At 56.5% G+C, this 26,803-nt stretch carries 15 protein-coding genes; 6 read left to right on the top strand and 9 right to left on the bottom strand.

Annotated elements, in window-relative coordinates:
* The first annotated feature begins 9 nt into the window (after nucleotides 1-9).
* The gene (locus tag RBB81_RS18265; protein ID WP_353071616.1) at nucleotides 10-1,620 is read left to right on the top strand and encodes an amino acid permease; all 1,611 of its coding nucleotides are present in this window, start codon (nucleotides 10-12) and stop codon (nucleotides 1,618-1,620) included.
* A 90-nt stretch (nucleotides 1,621-1,710) separates the two neighbouring features.
* Here RBB81_RS18265 and RBB81_RS18260 read toward each other — a convergent pair whose 3' ends face one another.
* From RBB81_RS18260 to RBB81_RS18250, 3 genes are all read right to left on the bottom strand, one after another.
* Nucleotides 1,711-4,350, bottom strand: coding sequence for a hypothetical protein (locus RBB81_RS18260; RefSeq protein WP_353071615.1), 2,640 nt, complete (start codon nucleotides 4,348-4,350; stop codon nucleotides 1,711-1,713).
* A gap of 76 nt (nucleotides 4,351-4,426) precedes the next feature.
* A complete protein-coding gene (locus tag RBB81_RS18255) occupies nucleotides 4,427-5,185 on the bottom strand; it encodes an ABC transporter ATP-binding protein (protein WP_281376719.1) in 759 nt (252 codons plus the stop codon).
* A 130-nt stretch (nucleotides 5,186-5,315) separates the two neighbouring features.
* Nucleotides 5,316-6,716 carry an efflux RND transporter periplasmic adaptor subunit gene (locus RBB81_RS18250; protein WP_179584417.1) on the bottom strand — a complete coding sequence of 467 codons (1,401 nt, stop codon included), beginning with the start codon at nucleotides 6,714-6,716 and terminating at the stop codon, nucleotides 5,316-5,318.
* 288 nt (nucleotides 6,717-7,004) lie between these two features.
* On the opposite strand from RBB81_RS18250, the gene RBB81_RS18245 reads away from it, so the two are divergent.
* Both RBB81_RS18245 and RBB81_RS18240 read left to right on the top strand, forming a co-directional pair.
* Nucleotides 7,005-8,744 carry a GWxTD domain-containing protein gene (locus RBB81_RS18245; RefSeq protein WP_179584415.1) on the top strand — a complete coding sequence of 580 codons (1,740 nt, stop codon included), beginning with the start codon at nucleotides 7,005-7,007 and terminating at the stop codon, nucleotides 8,742-8,744.
* Nucleotides 8,745-8,888: 144 nt separating this feature from the next.
* On the top strand, nucleotides 8,889-10,613 hold the full coding sequence (locus tag RBB81_RS18240; RefSeq protein WP_353071614.1) for a carboxypeptidase-like regulatory domain-containing protein: 1,725 nt from the start codon (nucleotides 8,889-8,891) through the stop codon (nucleotides 10,611-10,613).
* 353 nt (nucleotides 10,614-10,966) lie between these two features.
* Here RBB81_RS18240 and RBB81_RS18235 read toward each other — a convergent pair whose 3' ends face one another.
* Nucleotides 10,967-11,878 (bottom strand): hypothetical protein, encoded by a 912-nt coding sequence (locus RBB81_RS18235; protein WP_353071613.1) that lies wholly within the window; start codon nucleotides 11,876-11,878, stop codon nucleotides 10,967-10,969.
* Between the two features lie 350 nt (nucleotides 11,879-12,228).
* Between RBB81_RS18235 and RBB81_RS18230 the strand changes: the two genes are divergently transcribed.
* Together RBB81_RS18230 and glgA are read left to right on the top strand one after the other, a co-directional pair.
* On the top strand, nucleotides 12,229-13,539 hold the full coding sequence (locus RBB81_RS18230; RefSeq protein WP_353071612.1) for a winged helix-turn-helix domain-containing protein: 1,311 nt from the start codon (nucleotides 12,229-12,231) through the stop codon (nucleotides 13,537-13,539).
* 172 nt (nucleotides 13,540-13,711) lie between these two features.
* Nucleotides 13,712-14,947 (top strand): glycogen synthase, encoded by a 1,236-nt coding sequence (glgA, locus tag RBB81_RS18225; protein WP_353071611.1) that lies wholly within the window; start codon nucleotides 13,712-13,714, stop codon nucleotides 14,945-14,947.
* Nucleotides 14,948-14,998: 51 nt separating this feature from the next.
* On the opposite strand, the gene RBB81_RS18220 is transcribed toward glgA, so the two are convergent.
* The 5 genes from RBB81_RS18220 to RBB81_RS18200 all read right to left on the bottom strand — a co-directional run bounded on the left by RBB81_RS18220 (nucleotide 14,999) and on the right by RBB81_RS18200 (nucleotide 22,910).
* On the bottom strand, nucleotides 14,999-15,952 hold the full coding sequence (locus RBB81_RS18220) for a carbohydrate kinase family protein (RefSeq protein WP_353071610.1): 954 nt from the start codon (nucleotides 15,950-15,952) through the stop codon (nucleotides 14,999-15,001).
* Between the two features lie 48 nt (nucleotides 15,953-16,000).
* Entirely contained in the window at nucleotides 16,001-17,359 is a 1,359-nt protein-coding gene (locus tag RBB81_RS18215; protein ID WP_179584409.1) for an APC family permease, read from the bottom strand.
* Nucleotides 17,360-17,400: 41 nt separating this feature from the next.
* Complete coding sequence (locus tag RBB81_RS18210; protein ID WP_353071609.1) at nucleotides 17,401-19,935, bottom strand: glycoside hydrolase family 2 protein; 2,535 nt, start codon at nucleotides 19,933-19,935, stop codon at nucleotides 17,401-17,403.
* Between the two features lie 393 nt (nucleotides 19,936-20,328).
* Nucleotides 20,329-21,492: a LacI family DNA-binding transcriptional regulator gene (locus tag RBB81_RS18205; RefSeq protein ID WP_353071608.1), complete on the bottom strand. Its 1,164-nt coding sequence runs from the start codon at nucleotides 21,490-21,492 to the stop codon at nucleotides 20,329-20,331.
* Between the two features lie 203 nt (nucleotides 21,493-21,695).
* On the bottom strand, nucleotides 21,696-22,910 hold the full coding sequence (locus tag RBB81_RS18200) for a tetratricopeptide repeat protein (protein ID WP_353071607.1): 1,215 nt from the start codon (nucleotides 22,908-22,910) through the stop codon (nucleotides 21,696-21,698).
* A gap of 243 nt (nucleotides 22,911-23,153) precedes the next feature.
* Here RBB81_RS18200 and RBB81_RS18195 point away from each other — a divergent pair, with 243 nt between their 5' ends.
* Nucleotides 23,154-26,795 (top strand): TonB-dependent receptor, encoded by a 3,642-nt coding sequence (locus RBB81_RS18195; protein WP_257025669.1) that lies wholly within the window; start codon nucleotides 23,154-23,156, stop codon nucleotides 26,793-26,795.
* Nucleotides 26,796-26,803 lie beyond the last annotated feature (8 nt).

Genomic DNA, 26,803 nt, shown 5'->3' with positions numbered 1-26,803 from the left:
AGAGCGCGCATGGGAAATTTGTTTGCCAAGAAGTCGATGAACAAGATGATGGCCGAGGCCAATGAACATGGCGTCGATACACTGGAGCGGGTGCTGGGGCCAGTGCAGTTGACTGCACTCGGCATCGGCGCGGTGATCGGTGCAGGTATCTTCGTGCTGAGCGGATTGGGAGCGAGAACCGCCGGGCCTAGCCTGATGCTGGCATTTGTGCTGAGCGGGTTGGGATGCGCCTTCGCGGGATTGTGCTATGCGGAATTTGCGGCGATGATTCCGTTGGCAGGCAGCGCCTACACCTATGCGTATGCGACCCTGGGTGAGTTGATCGCGTGGATCATCGGGTGGGATCTGACGCTTGAGTACGCGATGGGCGCGAGCACGGTGAGTTCGGGTTGGTCGAACAATTTTGTAGAGATGCTGAACATCTTCCATCTCAGGTTTCCCTTATGGCTGGCCTATGATCACTGGACGGGGCTGAGGCAGGCGACCGATCGTGTGGCGAGAGGCATGGTTTTGAGCTCTCATCCGGGCATGGTTCCGGGTACTCCAGCGTTCAGCGATGCGATGGACGCATTGAAGGCGGCGCATCCGCCCGAACTTGTGACCCAGGCGCATGCGCTGTTGAATGCACCACACATCTTTGGAGTGGAGATCGGGGTCAATGTACCGGCTTTCCTGATTGCGCTGGTGATTACAGCGGTGCTCGTGGTGGGCATTAAAGAGAGCGCGAAGTTCAACGCGACCATCGTGGCTATCAAAGTTGGAATCGTGCTGTTTGTGCTTGGCCTTGGATCGCACTACATCACCAAGTCGAATTGGGGGACGGACTGGCATAGCTTCGCGCCGTTTGGCGTTGGCGGAATTGGACTGGCTGCTGGGCTCGTGTTCTTCTCTTATATTGGTTTCGACGCGGTGTCCACGACGGCTCAGGAGGCAAAGAATCCGCAGCGCGATCTGCCAATTGGAATCATTGTGTCGCTTTCTATCTGCACGCTTCTTTATATCGGCGTGGCGGCCGTTCTGACTGGGATGGTGCCGTGGCGCGAGGTGAATATTGAAGCACCAATCTCGCGGGCCTTTCTCGATCACAACCTGGCGTGGGCTTCAAACATCGTGACCATTGGTGCGCTGGCCGGGTTGACCAGCGTGATGTTGGTGATGTTGCTGGGGCAGAGTCGGGTACTCTACTCGATGGCACACGACGGTTTGCTGCCGAAGAAGTTTTTTGGGGATATCCACCATAAGTTCAGGACGCCGTGGAAGGGTACGATCCTCGCAGGCCTTTTAGCCGCAATTGTGGGAAGCATTACTCCCATCGACGATATTGGCAAGATGGTGAACATCGGAACGCTGTTGGCGTTTGTCATCGTATGTATCGCCGTGATTGTGCTGCGGAGGACCGATCCTGATCGCGCAAGGCCGTTCAAGACACCGCTGGTGCCGTTCGTGCCGATTCTTGGGATTTTCTTCAATGGCTACATGATGTACAAGCTGGGAATCTGGAACTGGGTCCGATTGATCGTGTGGCTGATTATCGGGCTCGTTGTCTATTTCACCTACAGCAGAAAACACAGTACGCTGCAGCAGAGCCTTGAAGCGAAGGAGTCAGTGGAGATCAAGTAGCAGACAGATTTTGAGAGCAAGAAGGGCGTCCGGCTTCGGCTGGGCGTCTTCTTTTCATTTGGCTCTGATTTGCTCCTAGACTAGTGGTTGCTAATTTCTCAGTGGGCTCTTGGGGCTGGCGGACGCGGTCGGGGAGTTAGGTGCGGCGGTCGGCGCCGCCTGAGGCAGGATTGGAAGAATTACGGTATTCGCGGACGTGGGGTCGTCGCGCAGGCGGAGAAAGAAGCCGGTCTTTGCGGGGCGGGGGAGCGTAAGAGCGGTACCAACGAACCCTTCCGGGACAGTGATTGGAGAGGTAAAGGCAACGTCGGTGGCGATGGAATCTACCAGATAGAGGCTGGAGCCGGTGACAGTGCAGGGCTGGGTGGTGTCGGCGGGGCAGTGAAGGTCTTTGAAGGTTGGGAGGCGGACGAGAGTGACAAGTGGGAGCCAGTCGCCGGTGGTTCCGTCGGGGGAGACGGGGCGAAGGCGGAGTGGCCCAAAGGCGGAGGCGCCAAAGTCCTTGAGGGGATCCAGGGTGGCGAGGATGGTGTGCGGATTTTGAAGTACCAGGTTGCCGGAGGAGACACTCAGGGTGGTGTGCAGACTTTCGTCGGCGTTCGCTATTTCAATCTTGCCGGAGCGGGGAAAGGGCACAACTGACTTGAGGGAGAAGGTGAGTTGCTGGTCGGCTGGCAGATCGTCCTGGTCGGCTAGGTGGATGGGCGTAGTGCTCGATTGGCCGATGTTCTTGCTGATGAGAGTAACGGAGGGCCGTGGTGGCGAGACCGTGACGGGAAGAGTGAGGGTGCGACCGTCTTTGAGTGACAAGCTGGCGGTAAGATGGTCGCCGACGCGAAGTTTGAGCGCCTGGCTGTTTGGGGGAAGGGTAAGACGAAGTTGAGTGTCGGAGTTAGGTGGCGCGGGAGTTGGGGTCGCGGTGTCCTGATTAGAGGGCGTGCTTGGCGGAGCGGGGGTAAAGGTGAGGTCGTTGATGGTTAGCTGCTGGACCTGATCGAGGCTGGAACCGGTGAGGTCTGCGGTGGTGTCCCCGGCGTGGAGTTCGAGCGAGGCTAGACGTGCGGGTTCAGAGTAAGTCTTGGCGGCGACTGTGCTTGCCTTCGTGTCGCCAAACTGTTTGATAGCGAGGTGAAGGGCACCCGGGTTGATGGATTTGAGAGAGACGGTTACGTCGACCGCAGCAGGTTTGCCCGTTGGCTTCCACTTGGTTTCGACCAATTTGCCGGCGCTGGTGTCGAGAGAGATGGTGTCGACGCATGCGGTGCCGGTGGAGCTGAGCATGAGATGATTTTCGCGGCCTGCGATCAACACGTCATCGTCGGCGAGCTTCCAGTCTTTTCCTGGGGTGTCCTGGAGCTGGAGGGTGGGACCTTTGAAGGCGTCGAAGCCCCAAAAGCCGGTAATGGTGCCGGTGACGGTGTTGGTGGTTTGATGCGATGCAGGTGCAGAGGCCGCTACCGCCGGTTGGGATTCCGGAGTTGCGTTGGAACTGACGTTTTGTACAGGGTCGGAGTTTGCGTCTGGGTTCGATTCGAGGGACAGGGGCTTCCGCGCGGGTGCGTGGGAGAGGACGAGGCCGCCTTCAAAGGCGTCCGGCTTAACCGGAATATCGGTGCCGCCGTTGGGGCCATCGATATGAAGGACGAGATCGTGTGCCAGCGTGGTCGCGTAGACAAGAGGCGCGCCCTCTACAGGAAGAACAACAGCGGGTTTGAGCAGGCAGGAGACGCTGTCAGGACTGGAGGCGCGGAGGGGTGGGGGGAGAGAAGCCTGAATTGCAGGAAGGCCGATGACGATGACGGATTTGGGGTTGTTGAAGGAGGGTGGGGTGTTGAGGCGAAGGTTGAGAGCATCGCCATCAGGAAAGGCAATTGCGGGAATGTATTGATACTTGGCGGTGTGAAGGCTACTGGTGATGCGGATAAGATCCACGATTGCACCGACATAGGCGCTGTAAGTACCTGCTCCGGCGAGTTGGGTATAGCTGGCCTGAGCGATGAAGTCAGAGTTTGCTCCACTGCTCAACGCGTCGGCGACGGTCTGGCCATGGCCATCATCGAGAAGACTTTGGTTTCCGGCTTGAGTGAGACAAGCGGCCTGCATGTCGACGGGGCGTTTGAAGCAGTCTCCGTTCGGCTTGAGATTGAGGGTGCGGGAGAGAAGATCAGAGTGTTCGGCGAGACCCTTGGAGTCTTCGGGTGGCACACGGCGGATAGCGGCGAGGTAGGTCTCAATGCGGGCCTGCTCGAAGCCGGCCTCGATGAGGTCTTGAGACGCGCGGACGAAGATGCCGGGGCGACCGCGAACCGCGGAGCGAAGGGTGCTGAAATCGCCTCCGGTTTCGGGCGCAAGGAAGAGGATTACCTGCTGAGCCTCGGCGGGGACGGTGATGGTGACGCCCTCTTCGCGGACTTTTTTATTCCAGGTCTGGATCTCAAAAAACCAGTTGTCCGGCGGAGGATTTGTGGTTCCGCGCAGGAAGGCGGCGACCAGGAGGTAGTGAACTGATTGCGTGGGGGGCAGGTCTGCGCGGAGCCAGATCTTGTCGCCAGGCTGCAGGTTGGGGACTTGGGCAATGGGCAGAACTTTGCCAGAGCGCGTGACGTGGACGTCTACCTTTGGCCCAGCCAGGTCGAAGCGCGCGGGGTCAGCGTGGAGCAGCGGGCAGGCCAGAAGAGTAGCAGCGAGGGCTCCAAGGAAGCGCGAACGACGAAACGCTTTTGCCATCATTCCATTTTAGACGGGAATGAGCTGGGTGCGGATGTAACCGTGCCGCATTGAATCTTTATCGCAACTGATGCTGCAGTCAGTTACGGATGCGCGCCGAGAGATGGTCGCCGGCGATGACGCCGTCGCGGATGGTGACGATTCGGTGGGCGTATTCGGCGATGTCGGGCTCGTGGGTGACGAGGATGATGGTGTTACCGCCGGCATGAAGTTCGTCGAACAGAGCCATGATCTCGTCGCCCGTTTTGGAGTCGAGGTTGCCGGTGGGTTCGTCGGCGAGGATGATTGAGGGTTTGTTCACCAAAGCACGGGCGATGGCGACGCGCTGACGCTGACCGCCGGAGAGTTCGTTGGGCTTGTGCATCATGCGAGTGCCGAGACCGACTGACTCGAGGACACTCTTTGCTCGCTCGGTGCGTGCAGCTGCGGGTGTGCCGTTGTAGATCAGAGGCAGCTCGACGTTGTGGAGCGATGTGGCGCGGGCGAGCAGGTTGAAGGTCTGGAAGACGAACCCGATCTCTTTGTTGCGGATTCGGGCGAGCTCATCGTCGTTAAGCTCGGAGACGTCATGGCCGTTGAGCCAGTAGCGGCCTTGGGAGGGCGAGTCGAGACAACCAATGAGATTCATCAGGGTGGACTTGCCGGAGCCAGAGGGACCCATAATGGCAACGTACTCATTGTGGCGGATGCGGAGGTTGACACCGCGGAGGGCGTGCACCTGCTGATCGCCCATCTCGTAGGTCTTCCAGAGATTGTCGGTGACGATGACGTCTCCGGGGGTGGGTCCGGAGGCGTTGCTGGTGCTTAGGTTGGATTCGACTGCAGTTTCAATGGCCATCCGGTTCTCCGTGCTCCTACGTATTTCAGGATAGTACGTTTGGGGTGGTGGGATGGTTCCGCGGTATTGACTGAGTCACTCCGAGAACAACAATTTTAAGGCTTTTTTTCGGTATATTCAGGTTTTTTTCTTATGATTTGTCGGAGTCGCCTGGAGCTTCAACGCTGTTGTCTACTTTGACGGAAGTTCCACTCTTTAGGGTTCTCAGGATTCGATAGCGTCCAGTGACGATTTCATCACCATCTTTCAAACCGCTGAGGACCTCGATATCTGTGGCTCCTGTGACCCCAGTGGTGATTGGAACGAAGATGGCGCGGCGCTTTTTATGGTCTGTCCGGAGCACGTAGACCCCCTGGACCGGTTGAGGTTTGCGTTCGGGAGCGCTGGAGGTGGAAGCGGATACTACGCTTGGTTTGCCTGCGTTCGCTGCGAGTGCTTTTTCGACGGCAGGATCACGCTGCACAAGCGCCTGAATGGGGATGATGAGGGCGTTCGGCTTGTGGGCGGTTGTTATCTTTGCTGTAGCCGAGAGGCCCGGGCGAAGATCGTCGGAGGCCTGGTCGAGGGTGACGACGACCTTGAAGTCCTTGGCTTCCTCGGTACCTGTGGTGCTCTGTGTGGTCGAGAGGCCGGTGGTTCGGAGAAGGGCCTGATCGCCAACCTCGGTGACGTGGCCTTTGAAGACCCGACCTGGCAGCGCGTCGACGGAGACATCAGCGGGCTGGTTCAGGGAGACGTTGACAATGTCAGTTTCGTCGACCTTGACCTCCGCTGTAATGACGGACATATCGGCGAGGGTCATGATTGTGGATCCGCCGGCGTTCTGGATACCAACGACGACAGTTTCGCCCTCACGCACGGGAACGTTGGTAACAAGTCCATCGAACGGGGCGCGGCTGATGGTTTTGTCGAGGGCGTCGAAGTTTGCACGCTGACTGGCGACTGCCTGGTTCATGTGGCCGCGTTGCGATTCGGTCTGCGCGATAGCTTGAGCGAGAGCAGCCTGCCGCTGGGCGAGGGTAGCGGAAGCCATGTCGTACGCGGCTTTCTTGGCGTCGAAGTCCTGTTTCGCGATCAGCTTTTCGTTGTACAAGGACTCGGCGCGGCCGAAGTCGAGTTTTTTCTGTTCAAGGTCAGCTTTGCCCTGGGCGATGTTTGCCTCGGCGGTCTTTTCCGCGGCAGTGTAGCTGGTGATGTCTGTGCGCGATGAGGCGATAGTCGCTTGCTGGGCTGCGACGGTGGCCTGCGGTTGGACACTTTCGACCGTGGCGAGGGTCGTACCAGCCTTTACGTGATCGCCTTCTTTGACATAGAGGTGGGTGATGCGCCCGAAGGCGGTGGCACCGACGTTGACGTAAGTCTTCGGCTTGATTTGGCCGGTGCCGTTGACGATAGAGACCAGATCCTGGTGCACGGCCTTGCCTGTGGAGACCTTCGTAACGCTGGCCTGCCCATGAAGGATGGTGCCGACGACGATGCCTGCAAGAACCAGGACCGCAACTACGATCAAGAGGATTTTCTTTGTGCTCATTGCCGCTTTCTATCGCACCTCCGCGGCAGTGCAGAGGTGGTTGGGAGTCGGTGCTTGCTAAAGACAGTACGGAAGCGGAAGAAATTGCGTTCCGTAATCTTGCCAAAACCTGAGTGAGATCACTTTACGAGAAACTGCGCAAAAGCCTGCAACTATCCGGTAGACGAGACTTATGGGCTTGCCCGGGAATACGAGCGATGATATCAGGGGCGGTCTGGAGTCTCCTCTTGTAACGAAGATGTAACCGCTCTACAATGTTGGTTGGTAACAGGAGTGCACCCCTTCTTTATGACGACTTCCCGGCGCTTGGTATCGAGCACGACCCTATTTTTGTTGATCCTGATGGGGGGGCATGTTTTGACTGCCCAGGAAGCACCTAGCGATTCCGCACAGGCCGACGGCGTGACGAAGGGACCGGTGACGGTGGAAAAGCCGGATCCTTTGAAGCGTCCTCTTAGCGATAAAGAGAAGCGCGACCAGCAGAAGGCGCTGAAGGCCGAGTTGAAGGGTGTTTACAAGAAGTGGGTGGATGAGGACGTTCGTTGGATCATCACCGACCAGGAGTTGCAGGCGTTCAAAAGCTTGAGCAATGACGAGGAGCGCGACCAGTTTATTGAGAACTTCTGGTTACGACGCAATCCGAATCCTGACTCGCCGGAGAACGAGTTTCGCGAGGAACACTACGCGCGCATCGCTTATTCGAACGACCACTTCGCCGCCGGCAAGCCTGGCTGGAGAACTGATCGCGGTCATATTTATATTGCTTACGGGAAGCCCGACAATATCGACTCGCATCCGAGCGGCGGAAGCTACGAGCGCCCTGTCGAAGAAGGTGGCGGAAATACCTCTACGTTTCCCTTCGAGATTTGGCACTACCGCTATCTGGCGGGTATCGGGGACAACGTTGATATCGAATTTGTCGATACCTGCATGTGCGGCGACTATCACATGACGATTGATCGCTCCGAGAAAGATGCTCTGAAGCACACCCCAGGTGCTGGCCAGACACTTTATGAGCAGACCGGACAGTCGAAACAGGCAGACCGATTTTCGGGCGGCGGACTGGAACAGCTTGGTGCAGGGCCGCTATCGTCTCAGAACCAAAGCAAGCAGTTTGACCGATTGGATCGATTCGCCAAATTGATGGCTCCTCCGGAGATCAAGTTCAAGGATATGGAGTCGTTTATGACGACTTCGAAGATTCTCACCGGGCCTCCATTTCTATTTGACGTGCGTACCGACTACGTGAAAGTCACCAACGATACGATCTTGGTTCCTGTAACGTTGCAGATCAAAAACGGCGACATTACGTTTACGAATAAAGATGGTGTCGCGATGGGCACGGTGAACATCCTGGGCCGCGTCTCGAATCTGAATCACAAAGCAATACAGACCTTCGAAGATACGGTCAGTGTCCAGGTCCCGAGCGAACTGCTTGCGCGCAAACGAACTGATCAGTCCGTCTATTGGAAGTCGCTGCCGCTGCGTCCTGGGCTGTACAAGATCGATATTGTTATCAAGGACGTCAATAATCCCGACCATATTGGCAGGTGGCAACGTAGTTTGAACGTGCCAGCCTACGATGATGACCGGCTTGCTTCGTCTTCCCTCATTCTGGCTTCTTCCATGGAAAGAGTGCCATCGAAGGATATCGGCGCTGGAAACTTCATCATTGGCGACACACACATTACTCCACGCGTTCCTACTGGAATTGGGGTGCCTGTTACGTTTCATCGAGCACAGAATCTGAACTTCTGGATGCAGGTTTATAACCTGGGGATCGACGAGAAGAGCAAGCAGAATGGTGCGACGATCGAGTATCAGATTTTGGACGTGGCAACGAATAAGTCCATTCTTGAGACGCAGGAGCTGACGTCGAAGACCAACCCTAACGCCGATCAGGTTACGATTGAAAAGAGTTTGCCGCTGGCGAGTCTTCAGCCCGGTAAGTATCAGGTCAACATCAAAGTAAATGATGGAATAACGAAGCAGCAGATCGCAGAATCTGCGCCGTTTAACGTAGATTAGACAGGTGCGGTTAGAACGGGAACATGGTTATACAGACGCTAATTCGTAATAACCAGTTACATCGCACTCTGTAACGCCGCCCCCTAATTTTTCTGGGTGCGGGATGACTCTGGACAGCCATTCGACGCGCAGGACGGTTTTACTGTGCAACGACCCCAGGTGAAGATCGCGCTTCTGTCGCTGATGCTGCTGTCTGCAGCCGTCGGCGTTGCCGTGGGACAAAGTGCGGCTGTCTCGGGGGTGGTTCGCGATGCGCAGGGTGTAGCGCAGCTGGGTGCTTTGGTTCAGGTAATAGCAGCTGATTCTGCAATGGCTGGAACTGCGTTTACTGATCTTCATGGGCGCTATTTCATCTCTCATCTGCTTCCCGGCCAATATGAGGTACGAGCCAGTGCGGCGCTGTTTGTTCCGGCAATGCGGGGTAACTTGCAACTTCAGTCTGGAGCTCAGGCGGTCGTCAATCTCACTTTGAGTACTCTTTTCGAATCGACTGCGTGGCTTCCGGCAGAGCGGCGCAAGGCAGATGAACCGGGTGACGATTGGAAGTGGACTTTGCGATCGGTGGCTAATCGTCCAATCCTTCGGCTGACTGAAGATGGCGACGTGATCATGGTCTCATCCAGCGTTCGAGAGACGCCTAAGCGTGCTGAAAGAGTGCGCGCCGAGGTTACGGCTGGCGATGGCGGGTTCGGGAGTAACGGAATTCACAATGTTTTTGCGTTCGACCGAGTACTCGATGACGGCGCCGGTTTGACACTGCATGCGGATATTGGGACCCAACCTGGGGCACCTTTTGTGGGGCAATCCACTGAAGTTGCGACCGGGTATGGAATGCAGCTCGGGATGGGGGGCGCGGCACGAACGGTGTTGAGCTATCAGGGGCATCCTGAGGTGCTGGGGCCGAACGGCTCGTCTGGGCTGGAAGTGATGCAGCTGGCCAGCGGGCAGAAGATGCAACTTGGGGACTTGGTGGACGTGGAGGCTGGAGGCACCGTGTATGTTGTCCGGACCTCTGGTTATGCCTCCGGGTCGCGGCCGTTCCTGAAGGTCACGGCGCACCCCACCGAGAACTGGAACTTCGGCTACCGAATGGCTACGTCGCAGGATCTGCAGTCGTTTGCTGGGCTCGATACTGTTAAGCGTGAGCTGCCTGTAGCCGCGATCTACCAGGGGAAGATCCAGACCGAGGGCGGACTGCACCAGGAGTTTACTGTCGGTCGGAAGACTGGCCGGGGAATGGTGCAGGTCGCGTATTACAGTGATTCCCTTGATAGGGTGGCGGTTTCTGGTGGCGGCGCGTTGACTGCGGCTGATATTGCTCAGACAGGACAGAACGGCGCGAGCGGGATTATCGCGGATTCCACGACGGGGAACTTCAGATTTTTGAGTGCGGGCTATAACGTCAGGGGCCTGAATGTAATGATGACCGAGCCGCTGACCACTAACCTTTGGGTTGCGTTGGAGTATGGCACCGGAGCGGGGCTTGGCGCAAAAGATGGGGCTGCTGTCGGTCTGCCCGGAACTGGATCTGACCTTGCGCCGGTGAGCGCCCGGACTGCGACGGTCGCTTTGAGAGGCCGGGTGCTCCGCAGTGGTACAGCGGTTCGAGCAGCTTATCGCTGGCAGCCGACACGACTCGTGACCGCGGTTGATCCCTATGCTCCTTTCAGTGATCAGGCGTACCTCAGTTGCTATCTGCGGCAGACTTTACGGCTGGGAAGTCTATTGCCGCCGGGGCTCGAGGCTACGGTTGACGTCACAAATCTTTTGGCGCAGGGTTATCGACCATTCCTGTCGGCGGATGGACAGACCCTGTTCCTTGCGCAGTCACCTCGGACGATTCAGGCCGGGCTTGCGTTCACCTTCTAGCCCGCCTTTGTGTCCCCACACGGATGTAGCATGACCCACGTCCGCTAGTCAGCCTCCTGACTCTGTCAGGTTGGCCACCCCGGTACTGTTTTTACGAGGAGTCTGACTGCCGACCCGACTCGCCAGGAGCAGAGTTCGTGGTCGCTTATGGCTCTTTAAGGTGAAGCACAAAAATTCATCGTCGGCTCCTCATGGATAATCGGATGCCAAAGAGATCACCCATTGGCCGAGTTTCACAGATCTTCCAGATCACAGATGTCCTATTCATCCAATACCTGACCTAGGCGTGCTAATTGATGGCTTGCGGTCGAGAAGTGCGTTGGTGAGACGACGCGTAATCGGTGAGTACCCCGTCATTTTTCAGTTTCCCTTTCATATTTATTGATCCAGTTGACTTCCCACGTCTTTCCGCCATCGTCTGAAAACGCTTGTTCGGATTGTGCCGTGTCAGGAGTGATCTTCCAAATGGAAAATCGTACAAGGACCGATCTGCCGTTGATTAACTCGTAGTCATAAAAGTCGCCACGCCCATTCTTGAATTCGCTAACGCCGGGTATACCGAGCGTGCCAACGGTTGGCGTCGCAAACTCTAAGTTCCACTCCCGTGTCGATGGGTTGAACCAGCGCAGGGACAAGAGTTCGATGTGACCGGCTGGACCATCCGCCTTGTACTCCGCCAGATTGGCGCGGCCATCCCAGACTTTCTTGACGACGGTGGCACCGTCCATGTCGACCCACGTCGTCGATCCCGTCAGGGGATGCAGAAGTCGGGAAGAATGCGTCTTCCAGGTGCCGAAATCGAAATCGAAGTCGTGTTGCCCGTCCTCTGCTGCGGTTGAGGTCTTTGCAGCCTTGTTCGCCCCGGCGTCGGAAACGTCCAGGGCTGTCGATTGTGTTTCCCGTGTCAGGTCTGCAATGAAAGCCGCCGCCCAGGTCGCACCACCGTCATTCGAGTAGGATTCTTCGTAGCGATGAGAACCCGGCTTGATGTTAGACCACACCCCGCGAACCAGGATTGATTTGTCGTGAAAGGTGTCCTGGGAGAAGAGCTCCCCGCGTCCGTCTTTGAACGAACCGATCGTCGGCGTATTCAAAACCCCCATCTTGCTATCGATGAACGACTGGCTCCACTGATGGGACTGAGGGTTATAAAGAAATAGAGTTAACCCCTCCCAATGTCCGTTCGGGCCGTCGGCCTCGATCTCCTCCAATTGGGCCCGACCATCCCAGACCTTCCTTACTGTGACCGTTCCGTTGAGTTCCATCGACTTGGAAGAACCTGCGAACGGATCGAGGACTCGCCTGATATGGGTATGCCATACCCCAATGTTGAAGTCGAAGTCGTGTTGCCCGTCCCGTCCCGAAGCGGGCTGAGGCGCGGCGTCTGACACTGCCTGGGCTATTAGGGGAGACGTCAGATCCGGACGTCCGCCAAATCCACATATTAGAAAACCGATGACAGCGATGCGAAGCTTGATGCTCCGCTTGTTTATGGGTCGCCGATGTTTCGCCATCCCGAGTATCTTGGTCTGGCAGGGAAGAGAATGGATTATTGGTGTTCTGCTCTCGCTCATGCGAGCAGTGTAGGCTTGTTTCCACGTTGAACATTCCACTTATGACACACGGATTTTCAAAGAAAAATCAAAGCTCGGTTGACTATGCCTACCGGTTCGGTGATTTCGAGCTCCATCCAGAGGAGCGACTCCTAAAGAGAGCTCGCATTCCGGTCCAGCTCCAGCCCAAAGCCTTCGACGCTCTCCTCTGTCTGGTGCGAAGGGCGGAACGTCTCGTAAGCAAACAAGAGTTGATCAACACTCTCTGGCCATCGATTCATGTGAGTGAATCAAACCTTACCAACACAATCGTGAGCCTGAGAAAAATTGTCGGGCGCGAGACGATTCGCACCGTTTCGAAACACGGCTATCGATTCGAACTGGCAGTTACGGGTGAACCAGGCGTCGCGCAAGCCACATATGAGAAATTTACGCGCGCGAAAGAGTTGACTGTTCAACGTTCTTTGGAGTCGATGCATCTCGCGCGCGATTTGTACTGGACCTGCCTGGCTGCGGACCCAAGCTTTGCACCTGCCTGGGCGTGGTTGGGTCGATGTTGCTGGTTCCTTGATAAATTCAGCGGCAACTCTTCGGCGAATCTGGAGTTGGCACATGCCGCATTTCAGCGAGCGTTTGCGCTCGATCCGGAGTTGGCCTGCGCTCATCAGTTCTACACCTTGCTGCAGGTAGACACTGGACATGCAGATGAGGCTATGGGGAGGCTCCTTGAACGGTTGGAGCGTCATCCTGGGGAGCCGGAATCGTTCACGAGTCTTATTCAGGTGTTTCGTTTTCGGGGATTACTTGTAGAGTCGGTTGAAGCGCACAGACGAGGAGTTGAGTTAGATCCGGCGCTCGTCACAAGCGTTGCTCACACGTTATTCCTTGCTGGAGAATTTGCGTCTGCCATAGAGCACTATAGCGGACGCGCTGCCTACTATCTCGACGCGGCGGCCTGGGCGGCCTTGGGTAATCGGAAGCGAGCGATTACCCTGTTGCGTGAACGGTTGGGTCGTATGCCGTTATCCAAGTTGATGAACGCTCTCATGAGTTCGCTGTTGGCCCTTCTGGAAGGCAGAGCGGATGAGGCAGTCCATCTCATGGAGACGGCGGACACAACTCGCGAACCCGAAATTCTCGTCTATTTCGCACGTCACTACGCCCGGCTCAGGATGACAGATTCCTCGGTGAGCGTTCTGAAGCGGGCGGCGCAGTCAGGCTTCGTCTGCGCACCCTCCACTCTAACTTCAGACCCGTGGCTGAGCGCCTTACGAAGACATCCGGAGTTTGGCTCTCTGTTGATCACTGCGGAAACTCTGGTTGAGGAAGCACGATCAAACCTCGGCGCGTCTCCGAAGAGTTGGCCATCTTGATCCGCTATCAGGCCGGGAATGTAAGCAAGCGACTGACGGCGCGATAGAGCAAAATCATTCCGGCGGGTCTGCCGCAGTCGAAGACAGGGTGCAGAATTTTTGGATGCATTTGCGTATGATGTGTCTCTGTTCGATTCGACGTATGGGTTGAGATCGAACGAGGAGGCTTTGCTTGCGAGTTGGTCTGATGACACGAGAGTACCCACCCAATGTCTATGGGGGCGCCGGAGTTCACGTTGAATATCTCAGCCTGGAGTTGGCCAAGTCGATTGAAGTCGAGGTTCACTGCTGGGGCAATCAGTTTCTTGACGAAGGAAATCTGCATGTCCGCGGTGCGGAGCCGTGGTCGGAGATCGCCAAGGGCACTAACGAGAAGTACACGACGGCGCTCGAGACTCTGAGTCTTAATCTTGTCCAGATGAAGTCGCTTGCGGCCATTGACATTGTGCACACGCATACCTGGTACGTGGCAATGGCGGGCTTTCTTGCAAAGAAACTCTTTGACGTTCCGTTTGTACTAACAACGCACAGTCTGGAGCCGCTCCGTGCGTGGAAGGCAGAGCAGCTTGGTAGCGGATATGCGATGAGTTCGTGGATGGAACGCACCGCGATCCTGGATGCGGATGCAGTGATCGCTGTATCGCACGGCACCAAAGAAGATATTCTACGCGCTTATCCGGAGATCAAGCCGGAACGCATTCACGTGATCTACAACGGGATCGATCTGAAGGAGTATCAGAAGACTCCGGATGCGTCGGCGCTGATCAAGTACGGAGTTGATCCGACGATACCTTATGTTTTGTTCGTCGGCCGGATCACGCGGCAGAAAGGCGTCACGCATCTTGTGGAGGCAATCCCTCATCTTCCAAAAGGGACACAGGTGGTGCTCTGCGCAGGCGCGCCGGATACGCCAGAGATTGCGGCCGAGATGCGCGAAAAGGTTGAACAGGTCAGCAAGATAAACTCGCGAGTGGTATGGATCGAGAAGATGGTGACAAAGCCGGAGGCGATTCAGCTCTACAGCAACGCGGCTGTCTTTTGTTGCCCTTCTGTCTACGAGCCATTCGGCATCATCAATCTCGAAGCGATGGCTTGCCACGCCCCTGTAGTGGCGAGCGCTACGGGCGGAATTTTGGAGGTTGTGGTGGACAACGTGACAGGCTACCTGGTGCCGTTCGAGCAGGACCCTGTGACAACGTTTCCTTCGGATCCTGAGAAGTTCTCGCGTGATCTTGCGGAAAAGATCTCCGAGCTCCTTGCTCATCCTGAGAAGGCGAAACGGTTCGGCGAGGCAGGCCGCAAACGTGTGGAAGAGACCTTTGCGTGGTCGGCGATTGCGAAGCAGACGATCGACCTCTACCGGACCCTCCTCCGAGACCGCAGCATGGCGAGTCGTCACGATAGATAAAGGCATCCTGAAATCAGATACGTTGAGACGGCCGGCGACGTACGTTTGGTGTTAGGAAACGATCTGCCCGACAACGCCAAGGCTCTCAAAAAATTCCTGCATCCGTTGTGGCATTGAAAACGCCTGGGTCCCTCCGCTTGCTGTGGTGGAATAGGCCCCGCACGCATTGCCCAACGCAAGACAGTCCCTCAGACCGGCGCCGTGAACGAATGCGTGTAGAAACCCGGCGTTAAAGCTGTCGCCGGCGCCTATGACATCGATAACCTCCGTGTGATGGCCAGGGGCTTCGTAGCGTAGTCCTCCATGCATGACTAAAGCACCCGCGGCTCCGCGTTTGATGACCAGCATGGGAATCATCTCGGACAGCTTGTTAATCGCGTCGTCTAGATTGGACTCATTCGCCAGTCGGCAGGCTTCTCGTTCGTTGGGCATAAGGATATCGAGATGGGTGAGGGTCTCTGCGATTGGACCCTCCCACAAATTCGCGGGATCGTCATTGGTATCGAGCGAGGTAGTCAGGCCAGCCCGGCGCATTGTGGCCAAAAGTTTTGGCACATCGTTGCGTAGTCCGCGTTGGAGGAAGAACGACGACAGATGAAAGTGTCTGCCGGAGGCAAGATAGGCGAGGTCGAGATCCTCGTAGCGGAGGTCGGAGATTGTGCCCGAGTAAGTAAGGGCGCGGCGACTGCGTTCATGTTGTAGCAGGACGGTCAAACCGGTGCCTATTTCTGGTTTCGGAGCGACGGCATGAGAGAGGTCTACTCCTGCACGAAGAAGAGGTTGCAGACAAAGATCCGTGAACGGATCGGCACCCAGCTGCGGAATGAAGCCGATGCGGCTGCCTAGAACGGCGAGGTTGTGCGCGGTGATAGCGGAGGAACCGCCGAGCGTCAGAGCCATGCTGGTGGCTAGAAATTCTCGCTCGACGGGAAGCTCTTCCGGTAAACCGTACATGAGCAAATCTATGGTGATCTCGCCGGCCAAGGTTATATCGAACTGTGCCAACTTACCTCCTAGGCTATTTTCGTCCTACCGATTTTGAGATCCGATCTCTCATGAGCGCGTGCGGAGCTGTGTCCTTCCCTTCATCTGCTGTCTCCGAAGTAGCCATAAAGCGATACCCAGCGTAGCCCAGACGGTACCCGCCCATCGTGCTGTTGCGCCGAGATTGAGCCACAAAAAGAAGCAAACTACGAAGCCGGAGAGAGAAAGCACAATGGGGAACAATGGGTTCGTACCAGCGGTACGATGAGCGCGATAGGCTAGTACCGCGGATGCGACGTTGACACCCATGAAGGCCAGGAGAGCGCCATAGTTCAGCAGTTCGGTTCCAAGTTGGTAGCTCATGGCGAGTGAGCCTGCCAGGACGATCGCGCCGATCAGCAGGACGTTGTTCTGTGGGATGCGACGAATCGGATTGAGCGTACCGAAGAACCTGCGCGGCAAAGCTCCGTCTTGACCCATGGCGAACAAGAGCCGTGCCGCTCCTAATTGTGACGCCATGCCGGAACCGATGGTAGCGATCAGTAGCGCACCATTCATCAACGCGAATAGAAAGGGACCTCCGGCGCGCCGCGCGATCGCTACATAGGCGGTGTCGAGATCAGGGAAGGCGACACCGCGTGGCCACACCAGCTGCGCCAGATAGACCTCGATGGAAGCGAGAACACCGGTGATGAGGCAGGTGAGAATGATTGCACGTGGAATAGTACGGGATGGATCGTGCGCCTCATCGCTCAGTGTAGAGATCCCGTCGAAGCCAATGTAGGTGAGCACCGCGATCGAGGTGCCACGAAAGACAGAGTGGGCCGAGAAGGTACTTCTATCGTAGACAGGGTTCGTATAGAACGCGAATGACGATGTATGGAGATGGAAGATGTATCGCACGGCCGCGACTACAAAAAGAATGATCACGATGCCTAACCCTGCTGCGACAGCAGAGTTAATGCGCGCCGAGGTTTCGACGCCTCGCAGGTTGAGGATGGTGAAGAGTCCGGCGAAGAAAAGTACCCAGAGGATGTAAGGAACTTCTGGAATAAAGTTGATTGCGGCTTTACTGCTCCAGATAGTGCAGATCAATGGGTTAAGAATGTAGTCCATGGCCATGCACCAGCCGGTCATGTAGCCGAGAGCCGGATGCAACTCTTCGCCCACGTAGGTGAACGCAGAACCGCCCTTGGGATAGGCGCGCGCCATGCGGCCGTAGCTGTACGCGGTGAACAGCATGGCGACCAGCGCGAACAGGATTGCCATCACTACGTGACCGCGCGACTCCTGATAGATGACACCGAAGACTGGCATCGGCGCAGTCGGTTGAATCAGGATGATGCCGTAGAGGATGAGGTCGCGATAGCGCAGACTTCGCTTCAGCGTGACCGTCTGTCCCTCATGTTGCAGCTCAGTTGGTATCATGCCTCTTTTTTCCCTTTATTGATCATGCGTCCACACTGTGGTTACAAAGGCGACTCGGGCTTCTCGGGAGTAACCTGAGAGTTGATGGTCACCGGCTCCACATTCCACCCTTCTATCTTCACCTTCAACCCAGACTTCCCCTTCAAATCGACGCCGGAGAGGAGGTCGGAAGGCAGCTGTGCAGTCAAGTCACGCTCTTCGCCCGGCATCAGTTCAATGTAGTTATCGCTCCAGGTAATTCGTGTCAGCTTCCCCCCTTGAGCATCATCAAGCTCAGCTGCGACTTGAAAGGCCAGGGCCTTCGACGGATTCGAGACGTGCAGATGAACCATCGTCCCGGAGCTTCGCGCTGTCGCTGTGACGCGTGAAGTTGAAAGGCTCTGTAGAGCTGTCATGTCTTCAGATGTCTTCGTCGGGGTGTGCGTGTAAGTAGTCTTTGCCCAGTCGAACTCCGTCAGCTTAGCCGGCACCCAGTAGAAGTTTCTGCTCTCAACCGTATCCTTCGCATTCTTCAACTCGAGCTGAACAAAGTACACGGTGGATGGAGCTTGGAACACCGCTTGCGGGATGTCGAATGCTTTGATCGAGCTATCGGGGCCGACATCCAGAGCGGTGGATTTGCTGAACAACTCCTTCAGGTTGATGTCATACACATGAGCAACTGCAGTTAGACCGGGCGTAGCCTTATAAAGGCTGTTGACGACATAGACACTGTGATCGTCATAGGAGTACTGCACATGCAGCAACTCGCACGCTTTCTTTGTCCCGTAGTATCCGCCCGCTGCATCGAGGTAGTAGTCGTAGAGGTGCCAGATGCTCGAAGGCCAGGCGTTGTTGAGCATCCATTGAATAACCCCGGTTGAGTTGTACTTATTGCGGCCATAGGCCTCAAACATGGCCCGCTCGCCATCGAAGGCCATAGACTGGGCAACCTGGTTATAGCGCGCCGCGGTCTTTGCTTCGCCGTAGGTTGCTGACATGGCGTCGTTGAAGACGTGAATATCCTGGAAGCCTTCGCCGCCCGCGTGATAGCCCCATACTGCGTCCTGCGGCCAATGATGATCAGGCGGCAACATCTTTTTCAGACTCTCCGGTGAGGGAATTGCTGGACCTGGGCTGGTCTCGGTGTTGAATCCATAGGCCCCGCCATACTTGGTATCGACGAGCCAATAAGAAGGGGCAACAAAATCATACGGGCCAGTCATCTTGACGCCACTCTGACCACTCACGCTGGTTGGTGTTGCGCTGGCCGAAGACACGATGGCATTTGGCCAATGCATCTGCTCGAGAACTTTCAGGTAGGCCGTCTCGACGTTCGCGGGCGGCGGATTGTCGCTTCCGTTCAACCACGCAATCAAGCTGGGATGGCTGCGGATGCGCAGGATTTGAGATTGCAGCGAAGCCGTAGCGACGTTCAATGTATCGGGCGTCCACTTGTCCCAGTGCTCCCAATGATCGCAGCAGCACCAGCCCGCGATCACCAGAACCCCTTGCTCATCGGCCAGGCGAAAGAACTCGTCGGTCTCCATCTTGCCTTCCAGGCGGATCGTATTCAGGTGCATGTCGTGCACCATGCGAAACCCCTCGGCAAGGCGCTCGGGCTGTTGACGAAGCAGCATATCCTGCGACCAGCCTGCACCACGAATGAGAATGGGTCGCTGGTTGACGCGAAACAAGCGGTATCCCTTTGCGGTCAACTCGGAGTTAACCTCGCGTATACCGAAGCGGCGGGACTGCTCATCCGAAACCATGCCATCCAGAAGGAAGCGAAGAGTAAGGGTCTGGAGCGGATGCGCACCCTGGTCCGCCGGCCACCATACCCGCGGGTGTTCGATCCGGAGTTGTGGAAAGTCGCTTGGCGCAAACGAGATTGTCTTCTCTTCGCCCGCAGCCAGGCGCACGAGCTGCGAGATGGGTATGCCGGCGGCCGTGCCTTCGAGACGACCTTCGACCGGATGGTCTGTCGCGTTGCTAACTTCGGCGCGGATTGTAAGCTCCGCCGTCTGCAAGGAGGCATCCGTGAAGTGGGTTGTCGCCATTGGCGAACGGACTGCTACCGATCCACTTGTCATCAGAGAAACGGGCCCCCAGAGACCCATGTCTTTATCGGGCGGGCAAGGATTCCAGTCGACCCAGTTGATGCCTAGATCGGTCGGAGTCGGAGCAAATGTCTCCACGGCCAGCACATTTTCTTCACTTGGCTTAATAGCTTTGGTGACGTCGAACTCATATGTTCGATAGGCACCCTGCACCTGATCGGAGTCGGCGATCTTCCGGCCGTTCAGCCAGATGTCGGCGCGGTAGTTGATGCCGCCGAAGCGCAGCCAGATCGTCTTTCCTCGTTCGCTGGCAGCAACGTGAAACGTCTTGCGATACCACCAACCACAGCGATAGGGGCTGTCCGCTGGCATGTCAAGATTCGAGAAGTTTTCTCCCAGAGGGTAAGATGTCCCCGGGATCGAACGCAGATTTGTACCTACGAAGGGATCTTTGAATTCGCCTGCCGCAACCTGCACCGCGAGCACAGTTGCGGGAACGCTTGCGGAATACCAAGCCTCGGTTCGCGCATTTGGCATGGAGAGTTCTGCGCCTACGCCGTGGACCTTGCAATCTGACTGAACCGCCCAACCCGATTTGAGCGGTACCTCAGAGAGCGGACTGCTAGCCGCGGCGCGTGCTTGCCCATGGGATGCAGCAAGCCAGGCCCCCATGATCAATAGACAGCTCGGATTTATAAGGCACTTAATTGTGCGCGGTCGCAGAGTCATGCTCTTCAGTACCTCCAGAAATCTTTCTTACGTTTGCTTCCGCGACTCAACTCTGGACGAGATCCAGGCAAGATATCGAATGCAAACGGACGACTGGCGAAGTCGCACTTTGGCCATAGATGGGGACGACGAACGAATATTAGAACGTTTGAATAAAAATTGCAATGAGATAAAAATATCTCGATCGAACACAAACCTGCGCTATTCTTTTTTTCGTCGCGACCGCCCCTGAGCCGCGACACCCAACCGTGTTACTGGCGCAGTCCGTATATCGATAAGCCGTCTCGTCGTCGATTGGCGGATGACCAACTCTGGAGGCAACAAGTGTAGAGTGCCGGAGAGGGAAGAAGTCTCCGTCGCGGTATGGGACGGTTTTGTGTCAGCGAGCGAGTCGAGCACCCACTTGGCCGCGAGGCTTCCCATTTCCTCCATCGGTTGGCGAATAGTGGTGAGGCCGGGTGTATTCACGGCGGCATGGGGAACATCATCGAAGCCGATGACGGAACAGTCCTCGGGTACGTACCGTCCCGTCTGGCGCAGCGCCCGAATTGCGCCCAGACCCGTGAGATCGTCGAAGGCGATCACGGCGGTAAATTCAACTCCCTGTTCAATCATCGCCGAGATGAGACGATAACCTCCCTCGAAGCCGGAGGTTGGATCGTCGGCTGCCGGGAGTTGTCCGACGCGCTTAGAAGCGAGCGGTAGCCCGACTTCAGACGCGAAGCGCTGTATTCCGTTCCAGCGGCGATCACTGTCGGCCAGTTCGGAAGGACCACGGAGAACGGCGATCTTGCGATGGCCAAGATCGTAAAGATGCCGCGCAGCGGCGTATCCACCAGCCTCGTTGTCTACTTGTAAAGAGCGAACGCGGCTTGCTGTGAGGTCCCGGCCCACGCCGACCATGGGGATTTGACTCTTCCGAAAGTCGGCGAGCTGGTCGAATTCACCGAAAAGCCAGTTTGCGACAAGGATCAGCCCCTCGACCCGACGCTCCATCATCATCTCAAGATGGCGTCCAAACTGCTTGCGCTGGTTGTGAGCGATCATGATGATTGGCAGGTAGGTCGTCGGATGGAGTGCCTTCTCGATGCCCTGCAGGATGAGCGTGCAGAACGGATCGGAGATGTCGGAAACCATGATGCCGATAGTGTGGCTTCGGCGGCTGCGCAATGAGCGGGCCGCCGCATCTGGACGGTAGCCAAGTTTGCTGGCGACAGCTCGGATATGCTCTTTGGTGCTAGCAGCAACATAACGGGAGAGTGGCGCCTCGTTGAGCACGAGGGAGACGGTGGATATAGAAAAGCCGCTGACACGCGCAACGTCGGCGAGGGTGATGCGCTTCGTGTAGTGGTTTTGAGTTAGCAAACGGCAGGGACCCCTTCCGATTATAAAATCTGCATTAGCTGTTGCCGAGTGTAAAGGAAGTTGTTGGAGCGCGCTCCCTAGGAGCTGCGGATGCAAGAATCGGCGCACCCTTTCGTTCCTTCTTAACTGGCGGAGTCGATTTTCGTGACACTATAGCAACGTTCTTCAAGAAAAATCCTGCTGTGATGCGTACTCTGCAGCAGCTATTGCTGTGCGGCATCCTGCGCGTCGGCGGACCGGTCACCCGATGGGTCTTGTTGCAGGCGATCGTTGAACGACTTCAGCAACTGTGCGGCCGTGTCGAACTCCTGATGAGCCTTTGCCGACTGGCCTAGGCGGGCCAAAACTTTACCCCTCGCGTAGTGCACGCTGGCGCTTTGCGGCGCCAGGGATTCGGCATGATCCAGCATCTCCAATGCTTCCGGGTAACGTGCGGCATCCCGGTACAAGTTGGCGAGACCGAAGTAAGAGTTTACGAGCGCGCTGTTACGTTCAATAGCTTGGCGGAAACTGTGTTCAGCTTTCTCGGGCTGATGGAGTTGGGCGTACAAAATACCAAGATCTTCGTAGTTATAGGCAAAATCGGGTTCCAAGACTGCGTCTTTTTGTAATTCAGTCTCGGCCTGAGGATAAGCATGCTGCTCAAGGTAGGTGCGCCCCAGAAAGTAGTGCACCAGAGGAAGGTCGGGGCGTGCGGCTACGGCGGCGCGGAACTCTTCTAAAGCTTTCTCGGTATTGTCTTCGGCCAACCAAGCCTTCCCGACATATAAATGGAACTCTGGCGTGTTCTGGCCAATCGCCAGCATCTGATCGAAGGCCTTCTTTTGTAGCAGAGGGTTGGACGATTTACTGGCCGCTATGCTCAGGACATAGAGATAGTTCAGATTCGTGGACTCTTGCTCCCACAGCGGCTTGAGGGTATCGCTGGCTTCCTTGTACTTATTCGTAAAAAAATAGCAGAGCCCCAGCAAATACCGTGCTTGAAGCGAATCGGGCGCACGCTGCAAGGCTTCAGAGAACGGTTCGATGGCCCCATCAAAGTCGTTCTTGCGGTAGTGAGCAAGGCCAATGTTCAGGGGAATGCCGGGCGCATTTGGAGAGAGCGATTCCGCTTGATGCAGTTCGACCAAAGCATCGTCCCACCGGCGCTCCCGCATATAGGCGACGCCTAGATTGACGTGGGCCGCACTCGACTTAGGGTCCAGAGCAATCACTCGTCGAAAGTCCTCTTCAGCGTCACCAAGTTGCCCGCTTTGCATGGCCTGCATGCCTTGGCGGAAGAGCAATGCAGGATCTGCAGAAGTGCTGGCGGAGTTTTGTGCGGAAGCAGGTACAGCGCCTGGCGTTGCTGAGATAGTGGCTTGCTCTTTGCCACGAGCACGGGCCTGTGCTGCATACAGCAAGCAGAGTAAGAACAAAGATCGAAATCCTTTGCAGCGATTCAAGTGGGTTCAGCCTTCTGGGGGCAGTGTACTGAAAAGCTGCCATGAGCACATACAGATCCAGGTCGAAATAAATAAACAAAAAAATTTTCTCTTGACAAGGTATTCAATCGTTCTAATATAGGCACATTCACTTCTGCCAGCGCATCGCAAAGGGAATCTTTTTGTAGAACTGCCACTTCTTTTCATTTCCTGAGTGCTCACGGAGGCATTTAAGCCATGTGGTCCCGATGTTCTCTTTCCTCTGATCCAACCGTGCTATCCGCTCTTCCTCACTCTCCGTTCGACACCGTCGGGAAGTTACGGAAGTCGTCTCGCTCGAATGTCTTTCGTTCTGTGCTCTTTGCGCTATGTCTGCTTTTCCCGGCCTCAATCGTTGCGCAACAATCAAGTTCCATCGATGGTTCGGTTAAGGATAAGAGCGGCGGGGCCATCCAAAATGCCAAGGTGACACTCACCAATGTGGCCCAAAATACTAGCGTCGAAGCCACCACCAACGCGGCTGGCGAGTACTCTCTGCCCGGTCTCGAGGCCGGTACTTACAATCTGCAAGTCACCTCCCCGGGGTTCGAGAAGTTTTCCGCCAACGGGATCATCGTCCGCGTTGCGCGTAAGGAGCGGGTGGACGCGCAACTCACGGTTGGAGCCGTAACTGCCGAGATCCAGGTAAGCGGTACCGACTTGGGTGTCGTGCAGACGGAGTCGCCCGAGATCTCCTTCACCATCACGGGCAAGCAGATTACGCAGCTCGTGTTGAACGGCCGTAACTTCGCCCAGCTCGTGACCCTGTCCCCTGGTGTCGTCAGCCAGACCAACCAGGACGAGGGTCAGACCGGCGTTGCCGGCAGCGTCGAATACGCCATCAATGGCGGTCGCCCGCAGTACAACAACTGGGAGATCGACGGCGCGAGCGTCATGGACAACGGCAGCAACGGCACCCTTAACGTCTACCCCAACGTCGACGCCATCGCGGAGACGCAGGTGCTCACCTCAAACTACGGCGCTCAGTACGGTCGCAACGCATCCGGCACTGTGCAGTCCCAGACAAAGTCGGGCACCGACCGTCTCCATGGCGAGCTATTCGAGTTTCTCCGCAACGATGCCTTCAATGCGCGAAACTACTTTGCAACGACGGTTCCAACCTATAAAAAGCATGACTATGGCTTTACTATCGGCGGCCCGGTCTATATACCGCACCTCTACACTCCAGGCGTGAGGAAGACCTTCTTCTTCTACTCGCAGGAGTGGCGCCACGAGAATGTGCCTGGCACCAACTTCAATCAGCCGGTACCTTCGGATGCGCAGCGCACCGGAAACTTCTCTGACCTCTGTCCAGCCGCAGGAAGTCCCGTAGATACGGCGGATTTTCCTGATTGCCCAGTCACTCCACCCACCAGCCCATCCCCCGGCGTGTACTACCCGAACAACCAGGTACCCGTCGACCCCAACGGGACTGCGTTGCTCGCACTCATTCCCGCGGCAAACACGTCCGTCAACGGATCTCCGTACTATGTTGCATCTCCCGCGCAGTTGACCACCAATCGAGAAGAGCTCTTCCGCATCGATCAGGTCTTCAGCGAAAAACTGCGCGGCTTCTATCGTTTCATCTACGACTCCTGGTCCACGGTGAGTTCCTCTCCGACCTTTCAGACGAACGCCTTTCCCACCGTCCAAAACAGCTTCGCCGGCCCCGGCATCGATATGGTGGCCAGCCTCACCTACGCTGCCTCTCCGTCCCTGGTCAACGAGTTTGTGGCCGACTACACCACCGATCACATCACCCTCACCAATATCAGCAAGGGTATCGATCGTAGCGGCTTCTCCGGCAATGGGTTCTTCAATAACGGCTACGGCGGGGTCCTTCCTTCGATCATCCTTACTGGCAACTCGGCATATGCCGGCGGCTTTACCGTCAATACGGGTTACTTCCCGTGGCAGAACTCGAACCCCACCTATAGCTACCGCGACGACCTCACCAAAACTCTCAACCGCCAAACCCTCATCTTCGGCGTCAGCTTGATCGCTGGCCAGAAGAACGAGCCCTCCACAGGAAATAATCAGGGGACCTTTTACTTCAACACCTCTGCAACGGCGGTGACCACCGGGAATGCCTTCGCCGACCTGCTGACGGGCCAGATCGCTCAGTTCTCCCAGACCTCGGCTCAGCCGAAGTACTACAACCGGTACAAGATCGTTGAGCCTTACTTCCAGGACAACTGGCGCTTGACTCCGAAGTTGACCCTCAATCTTGGCCTTCGGTTGAGTCTCTTCGGTACCTATCACGACATCAGCAACCAGTCCGGTAACTTCGAGCCTTCAGCATGGAGCGCTTCGAACGCACCGACGATCGACGTAGACGGGACGCAACAATCCTCGCAACAGCAGGTGGGAGCGATCGTGCCGGGCACCGGAAACATCTTCAACGGCGTGGTCTCCTGTGGCAAAAATGGTGTCTATTCAGGCTGTATGAGCGGGCACCTCTTCAATCCTGCACCGCGCCTTGGATTTGCTTACGACGTCTTCGGCAACGGAAAGCTCGCAGTCCGCGGCGGCTATGGCATCTTCTTCGAACACACAAATGGCAACGAGAGCAACTCCGAGTCTCTGGAGGGCTCAGCCCCAATAGTGCAGACCCCGAATAAGTACAACTTCCCCGGTTACACCAGCGCGGGCGTAGGCGGGGTACAGTTCCCGCTGAGCGTTTTCGCAATCCCAACCCACGCTGTCTGGCCGTACGTCCAGCAATATAATCTGGCCGTCCAGGGTGAGTTGCCAAGCCACACGGTACTGCAGGTAGCCTACGTCGGCAGCGTTGGCAGGCATCTGCCCACTTGGTCTGACCTGAACCAGCTAAGGCCACTGTCCGCGGCTGAGAACCCTTACGGCCCAGGCCAGCCGATCTCAGCTGCAGATTGCGGAAGTATCACAGGTAGCTTCTCCGGTCCCACCCCCTATGCGGGCACAGTGAACGGTCAGCCGGTCACCGGAAATGTCCTGAACCATCTGATCATCGCATGCGGCCTCTTCGACGGCGCCGCTCCCTATCGGCCCTATGTTGGCCTCAGTGGAATCAATAACTCAACCAATTCCGTGAGTTCGAGCTACAACGCTCTCCAGATCGGTGTCAGCCGGTACTTTGGTGGATTGAACGGCAGTCTGGCATACACCTACGGTCACTCTATCGACGAAGGTTCGAACGGCGCGTATGGAGCGACTGAAGTCATCAACAGCTACAACCTCAGCCAGAGCAGGGCGAGCTCAAACTTCGACGAACGCCATAGCCTTGCAGTCAGCCTGGTCTATGACATTCCCCTCTTCACCCAACCCGGACTTCTGCACTCGATCCTCGGAGGATGGCAGGTCTCAGACCTCACCATCTTTCAAACCGGCACGCCATTCAGCGTGACCAACCAGGCCTACACGGATAATGCCGGAACAGGAAATGCCTTCGCCAACACTGCAAACGGTCAAGTGCAATCCTATCCGGATATCGTTGGGAATATACACGGCAAAGTCGCGACCAAGTATCCCTCTGGGCCGGGACCGCGGCTTTATAACAGCGATGCCTTTGCCGCTCCTCAAGGGCTCACTTACGGCAACGCCGGCCGCAACGTTCTCAACCTTCCTGCTCGCACGAACTTCGATATGGGTCTATTCAAGAACTTCGCCATTCGCGAAGGGATGCACTTCGAGTTCCGCACGGAGGCGTTCAACGTCTTCAACCATACCCAGTGGATGACGATCAATTCGTCCACAAGCTGCTACTCCACTCTAGGAGGCTGTTCGGCCGACCCCTTCCTGACGGCGACGGCAGCGCACAACGCGCGCATCCTCCAATTCGCTGGAAAATTTGTCTTCTAGACAAAATG

The sequence above is a fragment of the Tunturibacter gelidoferens genome (assembly GCF_040358255.1).
GTDB lineage: Bacteria > Acidobacteriota > Terriglobia > Terriglobales > Acidobacteriaceae > Edaphobacter > Edaphobacter gelidiferens.
This window is presented reverse-complemented; position numbering and strand designations above follow the sequence as displayed.